Genomic DNA, 20091 nt, shown 5'->3' on the forward strand with positions numbered 1-20091 from the left:
ACACATAGCAAAATGCACTTTGACACGTAACACTTTTCAAAAGTGTTACGTGTCAAAGTGAAAAATGTTACGTGTTAAGTTTACACCAGCAGTGATTTTCCGGTCATTTCTTTTGGCTGTTCCATGCCCATCAGTTCGATCAATGTGGGGGCGATATCCGCCAGGCATCCGCCTTCTCTTAACTTGTAAGACGGATCGGCGTTAACGAGGATGAACGGCACCGGATTGGTGGTATGTGCCGTAAACGGCTCGCCTGTCTCGCCGTCAATCAGCTGTTCCGCATTGCCGTGATCGGCGCAGATAAACATCTGTCCGTCCACTTCCTTGATAGCATCCACTGCCTTGCCCACGCATTCGTCCACGGCCTCGATAGCTTTAATCGCCGCGGCTTCCACGCCGGTATGGCCTACCATATCCGGGTTGGCGAAGTTGATGATGATGACATCGTATTTTCCTGACCGGATGGCATCCGTAAGTTTGTCGCATACTTCATAGGCGCTCATCTCCGGCTTCAAGTCATAGGTTGCCACCTTCGGGGATTTTACAAGGATCCTGTCTTCTCCTTCGTTTGGCTTTTCCACACCACCGTTAAAGAAGAAGGTTACATGCGCGTATTTCTCTGTCTCTGCGATACGCGCCTGTTTCTTGCCGTTCTTTGCCAGGAATTCTCCGAAGGTATTGGTAATCTCATCTTTTACGAAGGCAACCAGTTTGTTTTCAATGGTGATATCATATTCCGTAAAGCATACAAAGGTGGTCTTGATCCGCTCGCCTCTGTCAAAACCTTCAAACTTATCATCACAGAAGGTTCTGGTAATCTCTCTGGCACGGTCCGGGCGGAAGTTAAAGAAAATAATGGAATCATCGTTCTTTACCGTTGCCATCGGAACGCCGTCCTTTTCTACCACCGTCGGAAGCACGAACTCATCCGTGGTATCCTTATCGTAGGAAGCCTGGATCCCTGCCGGGCCGCTATCTGCCCGCTCGCCTTCGCCGAACACCAGCGCCCGGTAGGCCTTTTCCACGCGGTCCCAGCGATTGTCACGGTCCATGGCATAGTAGCGTCCCATAACGGTCGCCACTTGTCCCACGCCGATCTCCTGCATCTTCGCTGCCAGCTGCTCTACATATTCCTTTCCGGAAGCCGGAGGCGTATCACGGCCGTCCAGGAAGCAGTGTACGTATACGTTCTCGATTCCCTGTCTCTTAGCCAGTTCCAGCAGCCCGTAAATGTGCTCGTTATGGCTATGGACGCCGCCATCTGACACCAGTCCCATCAGGTGGAGGGAAGAATGATTCTTTTTTACATTCTCACATGCGGCTAGAAGCGCCGGATTCTCGAAGAAGTCCCCGTCCTTGATCGCCTTTGTGATCTTGGTAAGGTCCTGGTATACGATGCGGCCAGCGCCCATATTCAGGTGTCCTACCTCGGAGTTTCCCATCTGTCCATCCGGAAGGCCTACCGCCATCCCGCTGGCATTGCCTTTTACAAACGGGCACTCTGCCATCAATTTATCCATAACCGGCGTCTTGCCCTCTGCTACGGCATTTCCGGTAGTATTCTCATTTAACCCATATCCGTCTAAAATCATAAGTACTGTTGGTTTTTTACTCATCTTTAATCTCCTTCAATCCAAAATCTATTGCGCGCCTTTGCACAAGCGGCCAAGCCAGGCGTCTGCCAGCCCGATCCATTGTTGGCATTCTTCCTGAACGCCGGAGCCATCCGCCCTTTCTACCAGTTTGCTGGCAAGACTCAGTCCATGCTCTCCGTCTGGGAATACATGCAGTTCTACTGGCACGCCGGCCTTTCTAAGCGCCATCGCCATTAACAGGGAATTTTCTACAGGAACGGTATCATCTGCGGCCGTATGCCAAAGAAAGCATGGCGGCGTTTCTGCTGTTACCTGCTTTTCCAGAGACATCTCTTCCAGCATCGCCTCATATTGGTCTCCCAGAAGATTGGCAAAACTTGGCAGATGCCCTGTGGCAGCATCGGATGTGATTACCGGATAACTGAGCATCAGTCCTGCGGGCCGAAGCGTCTCCGGCGCCACTTTCAGCATCTTTCCGAGCCACTTCTGATGCCAGAATACGCCCAGGCTTGCAGCCAGATGGCCTCCTGCGGAGGCTCCGTGCAGGATGATCTTATCCGTATCCACCTGCCAGTCTTGGGCATGCTCATGGATTAGCTTCATGGCCATTCCCAGTTCCAGAAGCGCTGCCGGGTATCTGGACGGCACCACGGAATATCGAAGCACGCAGGCATGATATCCCTGGTTCATAAAATGGACAGCCAGAGGCTCCCCCTCCCGGTAACTCAACTTTTCATATCCGCCGCCGGGGCAGATGATCACCATAGGCCTTCTGGCAATCCGGATCTTGTCGGCAGGCGTATCCAGTATATAGGTTTCTAGTCTTGCATAAGGCTGCGAACATTCTGTCCGAACCGGAATTTCCATATATCTCATAATCAGACCTCTAAGCATAAGGACCGCTGCAAAGTTACCAGCGGTCCTTATGTTATTGCACTCTTCCTGCCTATTTGTAGTTTACGATCTTGCCAAAGTCAGCCTTCAAAGAAGCGCCTCCTACAAGGCCTCCGTCAATATCAGCCTGCGCAAATAATTCTGCAGCGTTTCCTGCGTTTACAGAGCCGCCGTACTGAATGCGGATTGCCTCTGCAGTCGCCTCGTCATAAATCTCAGCGATGCATGCGCGGATTCCTGCACATACTTCTTCTGCCTGCTCTGTCGTAGCAGTCTTGCCTGTTCCGATAGCCCAGATAGGCTCATAAGCGATTACAGATGCCTTTGCCTGGTCAGCGGTCACTCCCATGAATCCAACCTTAACCTGCTGGCGGATGAAGTCCATGGTCACGCCCTGCTCCCTCTGCTCCAGCGTCTCGCCGCAGCACATGATTGGCGTAATGCCGTGCTCGAATGCCTTGAGCATCTTCTTATTTACAGTCTCATTGGTCTCTGCGAAATATTCTCTTCTTTCAGAATGTCCAAGAACTACGTATTTTACTCCTGCATCGGTAAGCATGGCCGGAGAAATCTCTCCGGTATAGGCTCCGCTCTCTTCAAAATACATGTTTTCAGCTCCAACCTGGATATTGGTTCCCTTGCATGCTTCTACTACAGGAATAATATCAATTGCGGGTACGCAGAATACCACATCGACATCCTCGCTTGCTACTAATGGTTTTAACTCTTCCACCAGGGCAACCGCCTCGCTTGGAGTCTTGTTCATTTTCCAGTTTCCTGCTACAATTTTCCTTCTTGCCATCTTCTTTTCTCCTATTCTATTCATAATCCTCGCACTGAGCTCGAAAATACCTCGCCAAGCTTTATCATGGGGATGTTCCCCTTACTAGGCTCGCATAATACCTCGCCAAGTGCGGCGAACCAAGTAAACGCTAGGCTCGACAATACCTCGCCAAGCTTTTTACTTGTCGTTTGCTGCTGCTACGCCTGGGAGTTCTTTTCCTTCCAGGAATTCCAGGGAAGCGCCGCCGCCTGTGGAAATATGTGTCATCTTATCGCCGTATCCCAGCTGGTTTACCGCCGCCGCGGAATCGCCGCCGCCGATGATCGTGGTCGCATCCGTATCTGCCAGGGCTTTTGCCACTGCCTCTGTTCCGTGTGCAAAGTTAGGCATCTCAAAGCATCCCATCGGTCCGTTCCATACGACAGTCTTTGCGTCCTGAACGGCGTCACAGAAGATCTTCTCTGTCTCAGGACCGATGTCCAGTCCTTCCCAGCCATCCGGAATCTCGCCGCGTGGCACGACCTGGGTATTAGCGTCATTCGAGAAATCGTCTGCAATCACATTGTCTACAGGCAGTAACAGTTTTACGCCCTTTTCCTCTGCCTTTTTAAGCATATCCAGGGCATACTGGCAATAGTCTTCTTCCAGGAGGGATTTTCCTACATTTCCGCCCATAGCCTTGCTGAACGTATAGGACATTCCGCCTCCGATAATCAAGGTATCTACTTTATCAAGCAGGTTCTCGATTACGGAAATCTTGCTGGATACCTTTGCGCCTCCAAGGATAGCTACAAAAGGCCGCTCTGGATTATTGACTGCATTTCCAAGGAAATCGATCTCCTTCTGCATCAGATATCCTACGACTGCCGTATCTACAAACTGCGTAACGCCTACATTTGAGCAATGAGCCCTGTGTGCGGTACCGAAAGCATCATTTACGAATACGTCGCACAGAGAAGCAAGATCTTTGCTGAACGCTTCTCCGTTCTTCGTCTCCTCGATCCTGTATCTGGTATTTTCAAGAAGGATAACCTCTCCGTCCTTCATCGCCTCTACAGCTGCCTTTGCATTTGGCCCTACTACTTCTCTGTCAGCGGCAAACTTTACTTCCTGTCCGAGAAGTTCTGAAAGGCGCGCCGCAACCGGCGCTAAAGACAGTTCCGGAACCGGCTCTCCCTTTGGCTTTCCAAGGTGGGAGCAAAGGATTACCTTTCCTCCGTCCGCAATCAGCTTCTTAATGGTCGGAAGCGCTGCGACAAGACGGTTTTCATCTGTAATCTTGCCATCGATAAGAGGAACGTTAAAGTCGCATCTTACCAGTACCTTTTTTCCTTTTACGTTGATATCGTCTACTGATTTTTTATTAAGCATATGGCTGCCTCCTCAGTTATATTTTTAAGGGCATGTCCCTTATCATCCAAGAACTGGTTCTCAATTATAAAAAGGATCCGGTCCAATAAGACCGGACCCTGCGTGAGTCTTAATATATTGCTAAGCGCTCTGTGTTAAGCCAGTTCAGAGAAGTATTTGATTGTACGAACCATCTGGCTTGTGTAAGAATTCTCATTGTCATACCAAGATACAACCTGAACTTCTGTAGTTCCGTTATCTAATGGCAGTGCCAGTGTCTGAGTAGCGTCAAATAATGAGCCGTATCTCATACCGATGATGTCGCTGGATACGATCTCGTCTGTGTTGTATCCGAAGGACTCTGTCTCTGCTGCTTTCATTGCTGCATTGATCTCATCAACCGTAACGGTTCCGTCAACAACTGCCGTAAGGATTGTCGTAGATCCTGTTGGCGTTGGAACACGCTGAGCAGCGCCGATTAATTTTCCATTTAACTCTGGAATAACAAGACCGATCGCTTTTGCAGCGCCTGTGCTGTTTGGCACGATGTTAAGCGCAGCTGCGCGGGATCTTCTTAAGTCGCCTTTTCTCTGCGGTCCGTCAAGAGTCATCTGATCGCCTGTGTAAGCGTGGATCGTGCACATGATTCCTGATTTGATCTTAGCAAGGTCGTTAAGAGCCTTAGCCATTGGCGCTAAGCAGTTTGTCGTGCAGGAAGCTGCGGAGATAACGGTATCTTCCGGCTTCAGTGTTTCGTGGTTTACATTATATACGATAGTTGGCAGGTCGTTTCCAGCTGGTGCTGAGATAACGACTTTTCTTGCTCCTGCTTTTACATGTGCAGATGCTTTTTCTTTTGATGTGTAGAATCCTGTACATTCAAGAACAACGTCAACGCCGATCTCTCCCCATGGAAGTTCTTCAGCATTAGCCTTTGCGTAGATTTTGATCTCTTTTCCGTCTACGATGATAGAATCTTCTGTAGCCTCTACTTTGTCAGCCAAAGCATATTTGCCCTGAGAAGAGTCATATTTTAACAAGTGGGCAAGCATCTTAGGAGATGTCAAGTCGTTGATCGCTACAACTTCATATCCTTCTGCTCCAAACATCTGTCTGAACGCAAGACGTCCAATACGTCCGAATCCATTAATCGCTACTTTTACTGCCATGATTAATTCCTCCTAAAGTTTGTATTAACTGGTTGCACAGTCTTATATTTTTGAAATCCCTCAACCTTCGTTAAAGAATCATCAACCGTATTTTATTGTACTAAATTTGATACAAAAATTCAAGGACTTTTCCCATTTTTATGGAAGTTGCTTAAAATGCGGCTTCCGTCTGGAAAATTCTGTATAATATTTAAAGCCGCAGCCCTTCAGGATGTCCGATGCCTTCTGAAAATCATAGGCAATATGCTCCGGCCTGTGGGCATCCGCGCCAATGGTTATGATCTCGCCGCCCATTTCCTTATAACGCTTCAGCACATCCTGCTGCGGATGCGCAAAAGGAAGGCCGTATTTCAGGCCCGCCGTATTTAATTCCAGTCCCTTGCCCTTTTCAATCAAGGCTTTCAGAATCTGGTCTATCACATCCGCGTATTTTCGATAGGAATACTGCTTCTCTCTTTCTTTTCCATATCTGACCACATAGTCCAGATGTCCCAGCACGTCAAATCCGTCGAATCTTTGGATATCCGTCAATGTTTCTTCAAACGCTATACGATAGGCTTCTTCATCCGTCTTGTCCTGGAACAGTTTCCCGGATGCCGGGTCCGTAGACTGGATGCTGTGCACGGAGCCGATAATGAATTCAAATGGATAGGTTTCCACAAACTCCCGGTAATAGTCCCCCAGATAGGGACGCAATCCTAATTCCACGCCTATTCTGACGTCAATCTTATCCTGGTATTTTTCCTTAAGAGGCTCAAGGACCCTGAAGTATTCTTGCGGATCAAAGATGCTTTCCGGTCCCCATTCCACGTCATCCTTATCATAATGATCGGTAAAGCAGATCATCTCAAGCCCTTTCCCAATGGCCCCCTCAATCATCTCCTTTGGCGCGGCCTCAGAATCATGGGAAAATAATGTGTGCATATGCACGTCAGATTTTATCACTTTCTACTCATCTCCTATAATTGTTCCTCCGCCCAGCACATACTCTCCGTCATACAGGACTACCGCCTGCCCCGGAGTGACTGCCCTCTGCGGCTCTTCAAATATGCACAGGATCTCGTCTTCTCCTGTCTTCTCCACCGTGCACCATGCGCCCCGGTGGTTATATCTTATCTTTGCCCAGACTCTCTTCTTATCAGCAAGATCCTCTATGGACATAAAGTTGATTCTGTCTGCCCTGACATGGCGGGTCATGGACTCTTCATTGGTCCCTACGACAATCTCATTCGTCTCCGGCCGGATGTCAAGCACAAATACGGGGTGTCCAAGAGACAGCCCCAGTCCTTTCCGCTGGCCAACGGTATAATGAACGATTCCCTTATGCTGCCCCACCACCGTTCCATCGGAAAGCACAAAATTTCCAGGCAGGATCCTGGCCCCGGAATTCGCTTCTATATATGAAGCATAGTCCCCATCCGGCACAAAGCAGATATCCTGGCTGTCCGGCTTATCCGCCACATTAAGGCCAATTTCCCCAGCCAGCTTGCGAATCTCATCTTTCGTATATTCCCCCACCGGCATGAGGGTCCTTTTCAGCTGTTCCTGGGTCAGGCTATACAGCGCGTAAGTCTGATCCTTCACGCTGGTGGCCGACGTGCGCAGGGCATAACGCCCGTTACCGAGCCTCTCGATACGGGCGTAATGTCCAGTGGCAATATAGTCTGCTCCAATCTCCATGCTCCTTTTAAGAAGGGACTCCCACTTTACATAGCGGTTGCAGGCGATACATGGATTCGGAGTTCTTCCATGCAGATACTCATCCATGAAATAGTCTATGACATAGGTCTTAAATTCCTGCTTAAAATTCATGACATAATAGGGGATTCCAAGGGATGCCGCCACGCGCCTTGCGTCATCCACTGCGCTCAGTCCGCAGCATCCCCCTTGCTCTTCCTCTATGATGCGTTCTTCATCCTGCCAGATCTGCATCGTAACCCCGATCACATCATATCCTTGTTCTTTTAATAGCCAGGCGGCCACGGAAGAGTCCACGCCTCCGGACATCCCGACTACGACTTTTTTCTTCTCCATAAACTCTTCTCCGGATTAATATTCCTCTTCTTCCTCTTCCTCGCCTTCATGGATATCTGACTTGGGCTTCTCAAGGCCTTCTATCTTGATGTCGTGCTTCTCGGCATAATCCCACAGTGCCGCATGAATTGCCTCTTCCGCCAGAAGAGAGCAGTGCACTTTCACCGGCGGCAGGCCATCCAGCGCTTCCATGACCGCCTTGTTTGTCACTTCCATCGCTTCCTGGATCGACTTGCCTTTTACCAGTTCCGTAGCCATGCTGCTGGTGGCAACCGCTGCGCCGCAGCCGAACGTCTTAAACTTCACGTCGCGGATGATCTGGTCATCGTCAATGTCCAGGTAAATGCGCATGATGTCGCCACATTTGGCATTTCCTACCGTTCCCACGCCACTGGCATTCTCTATCTCCCCAACATTCCTGGGATGCTCAAAATGATCCATTACCTTCTCTGAATACATAATTCTTCCTCCAATCTATCTACTGCTATTTCTTCTGCTTGTTCATAAAATCTTCATACAGCGGAGACATTTCCCTTAAGTGGCCTACGATCTCTTTTAAGGAGTCCACCACGTAATCGATATCTTCCTTTGTTATCTCCTCATTCAGCGTTAGCCTCAAAGACCCATGGGCAATCTCATGAGGCAGCCCGATGGCCAGAAGCACGTGGGACGGGTCCAGGGATCCTGATGTACAGGCAGAGCCGCTGGAACCACAGATCCCTTTCATATCCAGCTTGATCAGGAGAGACTCGCCTTCGATAAACTGGAAGCTGAAGTTGGCATTATTCGGAAGCCTCTTCGTCCTGTGTCCGTTAAGCCGGCAATGCGGGATCTCGTCAAGCACCCGGTTAATGAGATAATCCCGAAGTTCCGTCTCCTTGCCGGTCCGCTCTGCCATCGTATCCGCAGCGCGCTTTACGGCCGCCCCAAGGCCTACGATTCCAGGAACATTTTCCGTTCCCGCCCGGCGCTTTCTTTCCTGTCCGCCTCCGTGCACGAAGGAACGGATCTTGACGCCAGTGCGGATGTATAGGAATCCGATTCCTTTTGGCCCGTTCAGCTTATGGCCGCTGGCGCTGAGCATGTCAATATGGCATTCGTCTACATGGATGGGAACCTGCCCGAATGCCTGAACCGCGTCCGTATGGAACAGGATTCCATGCTCATGGGCGATCTCGCCGATTTCCCGGATCGGCTGTATGGTGCCGATCTCATTGTTGGCATACATGACGGAAATCAGGATCGTCGTCGGCCTGATGGCGGCTTTTAATTCGTCCAGCTTTACCACGCCGTCCTCGTCTACATCCAGATAGGTCACTTCATACCCTTTCTTCTCAAGGTATTCGCAGGTATGAAGGATGGCATGATGCTCGATCTTCGTGGTGATGATGTGATTGCCCTTGCCCTCGTAGGCTTCTGCCGTGGCCTTTAATGCCCAGTTGTCAGCTTCAGAGCCTCCTGCGGTAAAATAGATTTCATTGCCCTTAGCCCCCAGCACGCCCGCGATCACATCCCTCTGCTGGCTGATTACTTCCTTATTCGCTGCGGCAAATCCATAGACGCTGGATGGATTTCCATACCTTTCCGTAAAATACGGCAGCATTGCCTCCACTACCTCCGGCGCCGTCTTCGTTGTCGCTGCATTGTCTAAATATATAAGTCTTTCCATATTCGTACCTCCTTATCTTCTCTTAATATTCTATTGATTGCATCTGGGATTCTCACAGTCGCCCTCCGGATTGATCATCTTGCTTTCCCGTACCAGCTCGTCCAGCATGATCTCATCCACCGTCTTATTGATGCTGTCATTAATCTTCTGCCATACATATTTAGTCACGCAGCCATCTGCGGCCATACAGCCTTCATCGGAATAAAACGCGGCACATTTCACCGGCTCCAGGCTCCCTTCCAGAGCCCTTAGCACATCGCCTACCGAGATCTCCTCCGCTTTTTTCGCAAGCACGTATCCCCCAGTTGCCCCGCGGATGCTCTTTACCAGCCCAGCCTTCTTAAGCAAGGCCACCAACTGTTCCAGATACCGTTCGGATATATCCTGCCTTACGGAAATATTATTGATGGACACAGGCTCTTCCTCACTATATCTGGCCAAATCTATGAGCGCGCGCAGTCCATATCTTCCTTTGGTCGAAAGTTTCATTATGCTCACCTTCTTTTCAATTCCTAGCAATTTGCTAGGATTTCTCTTTCTGTAGAATAGCACTGCTTTTTAGTTCTGTCAAGTATCTATTTTGAATATGTTATAACAATATCTCTAAGGAGTCTGCCATGTCTCGAAAACGCGCCATTATCAAAGGCACTTTCATATTGACCATTACCGGTTTCGCCACCAGGTTCATGGGATTTTTTTACCGTATCTTTCTAAGCCATGCCTTTGGGGAGGAAGGCGTGGGCCTGTACCAGCTTGTCTTTCCAATCTATGCCCTCTGCTTCTCCCTTACCTCCGCAGGGATCCAGCTGGCACTGTCCCGCTGCGTGGCAAGATGCATGACCCAGGGCAAAAAGAAGGAAGCCCGGGAGCTTTTGTGCACCAGTCTGGTTCTTACGGTTGCCGTCTCCTGTATTGTGACGGTAATTCTTCAGAAATATTCGATATTTATTGCCGATACCTTCTTAAAAGACTCAAGATGCGCCCAGCTGCTGGTAATCCTTTCCTATGCGTTTCCATTCGCCTCCATCCACAGCTGCATCTGCGGATACTATTTCGGGCTAAAGCAGACCGGCATCCCCGCTACCTCCCAGATGATCGAGCAGATAGCAAGAATCTTAAGCGTGTATCTGATCTACATATATGGTATGAGGCACGGCGTCCGCTTCGGCGTATCCATCGCCGTCGCGGGCCTGATCGCTGGAGAGATCCTTTCCTCCCTGTTCTGCCTGCGCTCCATCCTTGGCAAAGGAGGCTTTGGGAAATGGCCCAGAATACGCCTCTCGTCCTGCATGAAGCATGGGCGCGAACTGATAGCGCTGTCCATCCCGCTGACCGCAAGCCGGGTACTTCTAAATGTCCTTCAAAGCATAGAGGCAATCTCCATCCCATTGAAGCTCCAGACCTATGGAATGTCGGTTGCCGAGGCGCTGAGCATCTACGGGGTTCTGACCGGAATGGCCCTTCCCTGCGTGCTCTTCCCTTCCGCGATCACCAATTCCGTATCCACCATGCTGCTTCCCGCGGTAGCCGAGATACAGGCCATGGAGAATCACAAAGAACTGTCCGCGCTGGTGAAAAAGGTTACTTACTCCTGCATTTTCCTGGGGAGCATCTGCTGCGTGCTGCTGCTTACGTTCGGCAATTGGATTGGAACCGTGCTATTTCACAGTCCTATGGCCGGAGGGTACATCGTCACTCTGTCCTGGATGTGCCCGTTCTTATACACTAACAATACCTTGATCAGCATCGTAAACGGGATTGGCAAGACTACCTTGTCTTTTATAATCAATTCTGCCAGCCTCGGAATCCGTATCGCCAGCGTTCTGCTCTTCATCCCCGTTTTTGGGATCCAGGGGTATCTCTGGGGCATGCTTGCAAGCCAGCTGTGCATCTTCCTATTCTGCCTGATCTATCTCAATTATTATCTGAAAAGGGAAAGGGAGTGAATTGGCCTTCGCCAATCACTCCCTCATAACGTCTTCAAGAACATCTGCATAATTACCGGATTCACATAGCACTCCAGCAGAATCCCTACGGCGATAAAGAGCAGGAAGCTGACCGTCTTGGACAGATTCCATCTGGATTCCGGATAAGAGAAGAAATACCACAGAAGGATCAGATACCCCGCTATGTAGAAAATAAAATGCGGCGTCAGCGCGATCAGGCACAGGATGATTCCCTTTACGCCCATCTTAAGCACCGACGAGGTCATGATCATCCCGCTGGAAAAGCCTGTCCATAGCAGAAACAGCGCAACCACCAGCTTCCTCAGCCTGGTACATCCCAGCGCGCAGATTACGGCTACCGGCGCGACCCTTATCCGTACCACATACCAGATATATTCCGCAACATCCACATCTGCCTGCATATACTGGCTTAAAAAAAATTCATTGAAGATCCCCATGCTTGTAATATAGTCTTTGGACATCAGATTCGCATAGACGATTCCAATAAAAAAGCCCAGCATATAAAACAAGATGAAATGCTTCTTGTTCTCACGTATCCTCACAAATGTTCCCCCTTTGCCAAGATACTTCATTATATGCCGGGCATTTTGATATATTCTTATTTCTGTTTTAAATATTTGGACTCATAGGCAAGAATTGCCGCAATGGTCTTGGAATCTTCAATCGTTCCGCCAAATATCATCTCCTTAAGTTCCTCTATGGCATAGGCCTTTACGTCCACGTATTCATCCTCGTCCAGATGCTGGCTGGCAGCCGTCAGGTTCTTTGCCACATAGATCTCAATCTTCTCGTCGCAGAAAGCGACGGTGGTACGGAGGGTAATCAGCCATTCCAAACTGTCTGACCGATAGCCGGTCTCTTCTTCCAGTTCCCTTCCTGCACACAGCCTGCCTGGCTCATCCGGCCTGTCCAGTTTTCCGGCCGGTATTTCCAGGGTATGCCGCTCCAGCGCATTCCTATACTGGGACACCATCAGTATCCTGCCATCAGGAAGTACGGGGACGACCGCGGCCGCCCCGTCATGATGGATATAATCCCAGTCCGCATGGTTGCCATTGGCAAATTCCATATGGTCTTTATAGACTTCAAGGATTGCTCCTTTATATACTAGTTCTCTGCCTACGCGTCTGACTTCTTCACTCATTGTTCTTAGATCCCTGCTCTTTCCTCCAGCCTTTTACAAAGCGAGCTTTCCGCTCCTACAAAGAAGAGACGAATTCCTCGATGCGATCCAGGCCTTTTTTAATGTTTTCCATGGAAATAGCATAAGACAGCCTTATGAAATTGTCAAATCCAAAATCCTGGCAGGGAACAACCGCAACTTTGTAGTCTTCGATCAAGATCTCCGCAACGCGGCTCGCCGTGCCAATACGCACGCCTTTATACGATTTTTCCAGTACATCCGTAAAATCTACGAAGGTATAGAAAGCGCCTTCCGGCTCAAGCGCATCTACAAGCGGCATCTGGCTGACACGCTCATACATGTATTTCCTTCTCTGGTCAAATTCCTCCCTCATGGCCGCCACTGCATCCTGAGGTCCCTGAAGCGCTTCCAGGGCAGCCTTCTGGGCGATGGAGTTAGGATTGGAAGTCTGATGGCTCTGAATGCTTCCCATCAGTTTCGCGATCTCTGCGCTGGAGCCTGTATATCCGATTCTCCATCCAGTCATAGAGTAACTCTTTGACAAGCCGCTGCAGGTAATCGTTCTCTTATAAATCTCTTCTCCAAGGGATGCAATGCTTACATGCTTCTTATCCCCATAGATCAGGTTCTCATACATTTCATCTGCAACCACATAAATATCATTTTTGACCGCCACGTCTGCAATGGCTCTTAGTTCTCCCTCAGAATAAACCATTCCGGTAGGGTTATTTGGCGTATTGAGGATCACCGCCTTCGTCTTATCCGTGATCGCATCCTCAATCTGCTTTGCGGTCACCTTGTACCCAGAGTCTTTGGTACCATAGACATATACCGGAACACCGTCGCAGAGTTTTACGATCTCTGGATAAGTCAGCCAATAAGGCGCCGGTATGATCACTTCGTCTCCAGGGTTCATAATTGCCTGGAATACATTGGTCAAAGAATGTTTTCCGCCGTTGCTGATTACGATCTGATCCGTTCCATAATGCAGTCCGTTAAACTCTTCGAACTTCCTGCTGACCGCTTTTTTAAGTTCCGCGGTTCCTGAGGCCGGCGTATATTTTGTAAATCCGGACTTGATCGCGGCAATCGCAGCCTCATTAATATTTTCCGGCGTATTAAAATCTGGCTCTCCTGCCCCAAATCCTACTACATCAATTCCCTCTGCTTTTAATTCCTTTGCCTTCGCAGTAATTGCTAATGTTGAAGACGGCTTAACCTGAGCCGCTTTTCTTGATAATGTCAACGCCATAGTTTCATCCATCCTATCTTTCATATTCTTGAATTTGCATTCTGATTACATATTATAATATAGAACAGTCATTTTTGCAAGATTTATTTTTTTCAAATTCTCATTTTTCTTTTCACCCCTCATTTTGCGTTGATGCCTTGTCTATTTTTGCAAGTTTTCATTTTAAATCCTGCATTATAGCCAAATCAACCGATAGCAGCCTCCTTTGAATGCAGGGCACAAAAAAACAGAGCCGGCTATATTGCCGGCTCTGCCACACATTTATCTTCTACTTGGCATAGTCAGTAACTCGTGACTCACGTATTACATTGACTTTGATCTGCCCCGGATATTCCAGCTCATACTCGATTTGCTTCGCAATATCCCTGGCCATCAATACCATGTCTGCGTCAGATACTTGTTCTGGAACTACCATAACACGAATCTCTCTACCTGCTTGAATCGCAAAAGATTTATCAACACCCTTGAATTGGTTGGTGATATCTTCTAATTGTTTTAACCTGTTTGTATATGTTTCTAATGTTTCTCTTCTTGCACCCGGCCTTGCCGCGGATATCGTATCCGCCGCCTGTACGACGCACGCAATCAGAGTCTCCGGTTCTACATCGCCGTGATGAGCTTCAACCGCATTAATGACCGTCGCGGATTCCTTATACTTCCTACAGAGATCCACGCCAATCTGAATATGTGATCCTTCTACATCATGATCTATAGATTTGCCGATGTCGTGCAAAAGTCCGGCACGTTTGGCGATTCTGACGTCCAGGCCAATCTCGCCTGCCAGAAGTCCCGCCAGCTGGGCTACTTCTATAGAATGCTTCAATGCATTCTGTCCGTAGCTGGTTCTGAACTTCATACGTCCGAGAAGCTTGATAAGTTCCGGATGGATTCCGTGAACTCCTACTTCAAGAGCCGCCGCCTCGCCTTCTTCACGAATCATGGCGTCTACTTCTTTCTGCGCCTTCTCAACCATCTCCTCAATTCTTGCCGGATGGATACGTCCGTCAACAATCAATTTTTCCAGCGCAATTCTCGCGACTTCTCGTCTTATTGGATCAAAGCCTGATAATACAACGGCTTCCGGAGTATCATCGATAATCAGCTCTACGCCTGTCATCGTCTCCAGGGTACGGATGTTCCGTCCTTCCCGTCCAATAATCCTTCCTTTCATTTCATCACTTGGAAGCTGTACAACCGAAATTGTAGTCTCCGCAACATGATCTGCCGCGCATCTCTGGATTGCAGTGACGACATATTCTTTTGCCTTCTTGTCTGCATCTTCCTTCGCCTGCGCTTCCATTTCTTTAATCATCTTCGCAGTATCATGCTTCACATCTTCTTCAACAGTTTTTAACAAATATTCTTTTGCTTGTTCGGAGGTAAGTCCTGAGATTCTTTCTAGTTCCTGTACTCTCTGCTTACTCAGCTCTTCAACTTTCGCCTCGCGCTGCCTAAGCTGTTCTTCTTTCGCTGTAAATCCTGCTTCACGCTTCTCAATTGCATCTGCCTTTTTCTCTAAAGCCTCTTCTTTGGAAAGAACGCGTTTCTCGTATCTCTGCAATTCTGCCCTACGTTCCTTAGTCTCTTTCTCAAGCTCATTCTTGTTCTTGATAGACTCTTCCTTAATTTCCAAGAGAGACTCCTTTTTCTTGGCCTCAGCTGTCTTAACCGCATCATCAATGATCTCTCTGGCTTTGCTATCTGCATTTCCAATCTTAGATTCTGCATTCTTCTTCAGATTAGAAACCGTCACAAAGTGGCTGATGACCGCTGCAGCTATGATAGATACAATGATTACAGCAATTGCTATTCCTATCGGCACAGGAGCACCTCCTTATTTAATTTTCATTGTACAAATACAACACTTAAATTTTATACTGTTTTCACAAAGATGTCAAGCATTCCACTCAGAAACTTGTATCACTTGACGGATGTCTTCATAATGAAAGCCTTTGCGTACCAGATAACCCAGTATTTTCTGGGTTTGCGCATGGTCTGCCGTACGCGGATCATACTTTTTCTTTTGCAAAATCGCCTCGATTGCCGCCCGGGAATCCTCATTTCCATAACATTCCTCAAAGGCCTGCTCGATCAATTCCTTCTCTACGCCCTTCTGGCTCAAGGCTGCATACAGTTCTTTCCGGCTCTTCTTATCCTTCCGGCTCTCGATGAAACTTCTCGCATACTCCATATCATCGATGTACCCAAAAGATTTTACATACTCCACAGCCTCTCCGACAATATCTTCCGGATACCCGCCAAGCGCAAGCTTACTCCTTAACTGGGACTCGGTACGCCCCATATCGGTCAGCAGATGCATGGCCCGTAGTTTGGCCCGCTTAAGCACGATATCATTACGTATCTTCTGATACTGCGCTTCCTCAAGGCTGCCTTCTTCCTCTATATGATAGCGGGACAGTTCGCCTTTGTATAATACAAAGGCGAACTGTCCGTCCAGATATATCTTATATTTTGACTTCGTCACCGGCTCTATCTTCGTCACCGTCATCCTTATGCTTCCTCTTTGGCCTTTCTGCCTGTTGCCTTCTTCTCCTCCGGCTTCTCTTCTTCTGCAGCAGATGACGGATCCCGGTCAAGGTCATAGTATTCCCGGATCTTCTTCTCCAACTCTTCCATCACTTCCGGGTGCTCGGCCAGATATGACTTGGCGTTCTCCCTGCCCTGGCCGATCTTATCGCCATTGTATGCAAACCAGGCGCCGCTTTTGTTGATCAGGTCAATGCTTACTGCCAGATCCAGGATGTCACCCTCCTTGGATATGCCTTTTCCAAACATAATATCAAATTCTGCTTCCTTAAACGGAGGCGCGATCTTATTCTTCACAATCTTGACACGGGTCCTGTTCCCCACCATCTCGCCGCTCTGCTTCAGAGTCTCTATCCTTCTGACATCCATACGGATGGAAGCATAGAACTTCAGCGCCCGGCCTCCCGTGGTCGTCTCAGGATTGCCGAACATAACGCCTACCTTCTCTCTTAACTGGTTGATGAAGATCACGACGCAGTTAGACTTGCTGATAACTGGAGTCAGCTTGCGCAGCGCCTGGGACATCAGCCTTGCCTGGAGTCCTACATGGCTGTCCCCCATATCTCCTTCGATCTCCTGCCTTGGAACCAGAGCAGCAACCGAGTCTACCACTATGATATCCATAGCGCCGGATCTTACCATGGTCTCAGCAATCTCAAGCGCCTGATCCCCGCTGTCAGGCTGCGAAATATATAACTCATCTATATCAACGCCGATATTCTTGGCATAGGCCGGATCCAGGGCATGCTCTGCGTCAATGAATCCAGCGATTCCTCCGCGCTTCTGAACCTCTGCAATCATATGTAATGCAACCGTCGTCTTACCACTGGATTCCGGGCCATATACCTCGACCACGCGCCCCTTCGGAACGCCGCCAAGCCCCAGCGCCAGGTCAAGGCTTAAGGAACCTGTGGGAATCGTCTCCACTGCCACCTGAGCCGCGGGATCGCCCAGCTTCATAACCGTGCCTTTTCCAAAATCCTTCTCCAACTTTGCTATCGCTGCATCCAATGCCCGCTTCTTATCATCACTTGCCATAACATATTCTCCTTCTCGCTTATCGAACGAACGTTCGTTCTATGATTAATATACTATTATAATTGCTTCAAAATGTCAATATAAAATTCCTTAAAACATTGGAAACGCCCATACAGAACTGTACGGGGCAGAAAACACGAATATCACCCGAAATCACTATTAAAATATCATACTTCTCCCCTATCCGTCAACAGGCAGCCGCAAATTACGGCTGCCCGATTCTCTGATAGTATTTTTCTCTTTCTTTCTCCCAGTATATTTTGTCTTCTTCGTTAATCTTTCTCAAGACTCTGCATGGATTGCCCACTGCGACCACATGGTCCGGGATATCTTTTGTCACTACAGAGCCAGACCCGATCACCACGCCGCTTCCAATAGTAACGCCCGGGTTGATCACCGCATTTCCTCCAATCCACACATTGTCTCCGATAATCACCGGCTTGCCGAATTCCAGGCCTTCATTGCGCACGGCCGCATCAATCGGATGCCCTGCCGTATAGATCCCTACGCGCGGGGCAAGAAGCACATTGTCTCCGATGATTATTTCACAGACATCCACCATAATACAGTCATAGTTGGCGTAGAAATTCTCTCCCACGCTGATATGGCATCCATAATCGCAGTGAAACGTCTGCTCTACGTGTACATTCTCCCCGGTGGATTTAAAGAGTTCCTTGATGATTTCTTTCCGCTCTTCCATCTGTTCCTCCGTCATGGAATTGAACAGCCTGGTCAGTCTCCTGGCCCGCATAAAGTCTTCATTCAGTTCCTTATCATCGTTCAGCTTATAGAGTTCGCCCATCAACATTAATTCTTTATTTGTCACTACCCTTCCTACCTTTCTTTGCAGACATCCACCCACTCCTTGTAATGGCTGTATTCTTCCAGTTCTTTGATATTCAGCTCGATCATGCTGTTCCCGCTGCCTGCGGCCGGGAATACCGTATCAAATCTTTGAAGGGAGACATCCAGATAGACCTCTATGCCCGCATGGATGGCAAATGGGCAGACGCCCCCTACGGCATGTCCGATCATGCTTTCTACATCTTCTATCTTCAGCATCTGCGCCTTGCATCCGAATTGGGCGCGGTACTTTTTATTGTCGATCTTCCGATCCCCGGCGGTCACCACCAGGATCACGGAATCGCCCAGATAAAAGGACAGAGTCTTGGCAATCCTTTTCGGCTCGCACCCCAGTGCCATAGCCGCCGCCTCCACGGTAGCGCTGGATTCCTCAACCTCGCGCACCCTGTCTTCTATGCCATACTGCCGGAAATACGCTCTTACTTTTTCTATAGACATGTTCTTATCCTCCTTATAAATCATGCTGCCATATAAATCATGCTACCATTATAAGATTACAGAAGAAGAAAAGCAACCTTGCGGCTGCTTTTCTACAGGCATACTCTTTGAAGCGCCTGATGAAGGCACCAGAATACGCTTCTTTTTTCTACTTTTCCATCCGTCACCACATCAAAGGACGCAATCTCTTCTCCTTCCAGAAGATACTGGATCTCCCCTACCTTCTGCCCCTTCTTTACCGGGGCCTTGAGGCGGTCTTTTACCTTCTTTTTGACCTCTGCCTTTTCATCTGTCTTCAAAAGGACGTTAATTTCTTTTTCTCCCCCTTTGACTACAGCCTGCACTTTGGATTCTCGCTTATATGGATTCCCGGCCGATACTCCTTCCTGAACTATGATCTTGGAAAGGGCGGGTTCCTCCCACACATTCCGGTACTCATAATTGGCAAGCCCATATTCCATCAAGGCCTTGGTATCCTTCCACTTATAGCCCTTGTTATTGGGCCATCCGCAGGCCAGCAGAGCCACGATAAACGTCTTGCCGTCCTTTCTTAGCGCGCCTACATAACAGTAGCCCGCATCGCCGGTAAATCCTGTTTTTCCCGTCAGAGCGCCATCCATCATATCCAGGAATGCATTGTGGTTATTGCAGGAGAATTCACGGTCTCCTGCCACATTGGTAAAATGATAATTCTTTGTACCTGTGATCTCAAGGAATTCCTCCTTTTTTGGAGATTCCATGATACAATAGCGCATAATAGAGGCCAGATCCCTGGCCGTTGTAGAGTGGGTTCCTCCATCATCGTAAGCGTCAAGCCCGTTGGGCGTCACAAAATATGTATCCTTGCATCCGATCTCCTTGGCCTTCTGGTTCATCAGTCCTGCAAATGCTTCCACGGAGCCGGCGATTCCTTCCGCAACCACTACAGCGCTGTCATTGTGGGATTCCAGCATCAGAGAATACAGAATATCCTTCAGATAGTACTCTTCCTTTCCCCTGACTCCCAGCCTGACTTTGGGCTGGCTGGCCGCATAGTCGGAAGCCGCCACGATCTGTCCCTCTTCCATATTCTCCAGAGCCAGTATGCACGTCATAATCTTTGTCGTGCTGGCCATTGGCTTTGCCTCGTTCTCATTCTTGCCAAATAAAACACGCCCACTGTCAGCATCCATCAATACTGCTGACTGGGCGTACAGATTATCCGGCTCGTCCGCGGCATCCTGCTCTTTGGCCTGGGTGCTAAAGGGCTGGATCAGCAAAATACAAGCAAGGAGAATTCCTAATAATCGTTTCTTTCTCATCTGCCACACCATACATCACCATGTTATTGCAATATATGTAGGCCG

At 48.7% G+C, this 20091-nt stretch carries 20 protein-coding genes; 1 reads left to right on the plus strand and 19 read right to left on the minus strand.

Translation table 11 applies throughout. The features are described 5' to 3' along the window. Positions 1-80 precede the first annotated feature (80 nt). The 10 genes from gpmI to K0036_RS10385 form a co-directional block, all read right to left on the minus strand. Positions 81-1616, minus strand: a complete 1536-nt coding sequence (gene gpmI / locus K0036_RS10340; protein ID WP_220429683.1) for a 2,3-bisphosphoglycerate-independent phosphoglycerate mutase — start codon at positions 1614-1616, stop codon at positions 81-83. Between the two features lie 24 nt (positions 1617-1640). Next, the gene (locus K0036_RS10345; protein ID WP_173693395.1) at positions 1641-2471 is read right to left on the minus strand and encodes an alpha/beta hydrolase; all 831 of its coding nucleotides are present in this window, start codon (positions 2469-2471) and stop codon (positions 1641-1643) included. A 70-nt stretch (positions 2472-2541) separates the two neighbouring features. Then, on the minus strand, positions 2542-3291 hold the full coding sequence (gene tpiA / locus K0036_RS10350) for a triose-phosphate isomerase (protein WP_025643363.1): 750 nt from the start codon (positions 3289-3291) through the stop codon (positions 2542-2544). Positions 3292-3450: 159 nt separating this feature from the next. Beyond that, positions 3451-4644, minus strand: a complete 1194-nt coding sequence (locus K0036_RS10355) for a phosphoglycerate kinase (RefSeq protein WP_173693396.1) — start codon at positions 4642-4644, stop codon at positions 3451-3453. A gap of 134 nt (positions 4645-4778) precedes the next feature. Further along, a complete protein-coding gene (gap, locus tag K0036_RS10360; RefSeq protein WP_025643361.1) occupies positions 4779-5792 on the minus strand; it encodes a type I glyceraldehyde-3-phosphate dehydrogenase in 1014 nt (337 codons plus the stop codon). A gap of 138 nt (positions 5793-5930) precedes the next feature. Next, positions 5931-6716, minus strand: a complete 786-nt coding sequence (locus K0036_RS10365; protein ID WP_173693431.1) for a histidinol-phosphatase HisJ family protein — start codon at positions 6714-6716, stop codon at positions 5931-5933. Between the two features lie 24 nt (positions 6717-6740). Further along, complete coding sequence (gene mnmA, locus K0036_RS10370; RefSeq protein ID WP_220429684.1) at positions 6741-7826, minus strand: tRNA 2-thiouridine(34) synthase MnmA; 1086 nt, start codon at positions 7824-7826, stop codon at positions 6741-6743. 15 nt (positions 7827-7841) lie between these two features. After that, a complete protein-coding gene (gene nifU / locus K0036_RS10375; protein ID WP_173693398.1) occupies positions 7842-8285 on the minus strand; it encodes a Fe-S cluster assembly scaffold protein NifU in 444 nt (147 codons plus the stop codon). 25 nt (positions 8286-8310) lie between these two features. Continuing rightward, positions 8311-9495 (minus strand): cysteine desulfurase NifS, encoded by a 1185-nt coding sequence (nifS, locus tag K0036_RS10380; protein ID WP_025643357.1) that lies wholly within the window; start codon positions 9493-9495, stop codon positions 8311-8313. 30 nt (positions 9496-9525) lie between these two features. Continuing rightward, entirely contained in the window at positions 9526-9984 is a 459-nt protein-coding gene (locus K0036_RS10385) for an RrF2 family transcriptional regulator (protein WP_025643356.1), read from the minus strand. Between the two features lie 128 nt (positions 9985-10112). Here K0036_RS10385 and K0036_RS10390 point away from each other — a divergent pair, with 128 nt between their 5' ends. Beyond that, positions 10113-11441, plus strand: a complete 1329-nt coding sequence (locus tag K0036_RS10390; RefSeq protein ID WP_173693399.1) for a polysaccharide biosynthesis protein — start codon at positions 10113-10115, stop codon at positions 11439-11441. A 23-nt stretch (positions 11442-11464) separates the two neighbouring features. Here the strand turns inward: K0036_RS10390 and K0036_RS10395 are convergent, their stop codons facing one another. The 9 genes from K0036_RS10395 to K0036_RS10435 all read right to left on the minus strand — a co-directional run bounded on the left by K0036_RS10395 (position 11465) and on the right by K0036_RS10435 (position 20046). After that, positions 11465-12004, minus strand: a complete 540-nt coding sequence (locus tag K0036_RS10395) for a stage II sporulation protein M (RefSeq protein WP_227035745.1) — start codon at positions 12002-12004, stop codon at positions 11465-11467. A 56-nt stretch (positions 12005-12060) separates the two neighbouring features. Continuing rightward, complete coding sequence (locus K0036_RS10400; RefSeq protein ID WP_025643353.1) at positions 12061-12606, minus strand: NUDIX hydrolase; 546 nt, start codon at positions 12604-12606, stop codon at positions 12061-12063. 55 nt (positions 12607-12661) lie between these two features. Then, the gene (locus tag K0036_RS10405) at positions 12662-13858 is read right to left on the minus strand and encodes a pyridoxal phosphate-dependent aminotransferase (protein ID WP_227035744.1); all 1197 of its coding nucleotides are present in this window, start codon (positions 13856-13858) and stop codon (positions 12662-12664) included. 268 nt (positions 13859-14126) lie between these two features. After that, positions 14127-15680, minus strand: coding sequence for a ribonuclease Y (gene rny, locus K0036_RS10410; protein WP_004606757.1), 1554 nt, complete (start codon positions 15678-15680; stop codon positions 14127-14129). Between the two features lie 72 nt (positions 15681-15752). Continuing rightward, positions 15753-16367, minus strand: coding sequence for a regulatory protein RecX (locus tag K0036_RS10415; protein WP_025643351.1), 615 nt, complete (start codon positions 16365-16367; stop codon positions 15753-15755). A gap of 2 nt (positions 16368-16369) precedes the next feature. Then, entirely contained in the window at positions 16370-17443 is a 1074-nt protein-coding gene (gene recA / locus K0036_RS10420; protein WP_025643350.1) for a recombinase RecA, read from the minus strand. Between the two features lie 205 nt (positions 17444-17648). Next, on the minus strand, positions 17649-18269 hold the full coding sequence (locus K0036_RS10425) for a sugar O-acetyltransferase (RefSeq protein WP_227060835.1): 621 nt from the start codon (positions 18267-18269) through the stop codon (positions 17649-17651). A gap of 8 nt (positions 18270-18277) precedes the next feature. Continuing rightward, positions 18278-18745, minus strand: a complete 468-nt coding sequence (locus K0036_RS10430) for a YbaK/EbsC family protein (protein WP_220429685.1) — start codon at positions 18743-18745, stop codon at positions 18278-18280. Between the two features lie 92 nt (positions 18746-18837). After that, a complete protein-coding gene (locus K0036_RS10435; RefSeq protein ID WP_330627128.1) occupies positions 18838-20046 on the minus strand; it encodes a D-alanyl-D-alanine carboxypeptidase family protein in 1209 nt (402 codons plus the stop codon). Between the last annotated feature and the right edge of the window lie 45 nt (positions 20047-20091).

The sequence above is a fragment of the [Clostridium] scindens genome (assembly GCF_019597925.1).
Taxonomy (GTDB): domain Bacteria; phylum Bacillota; class Clostridia; order Lachnospirales; family Lachnospiraceae; genus Clostridium_AP.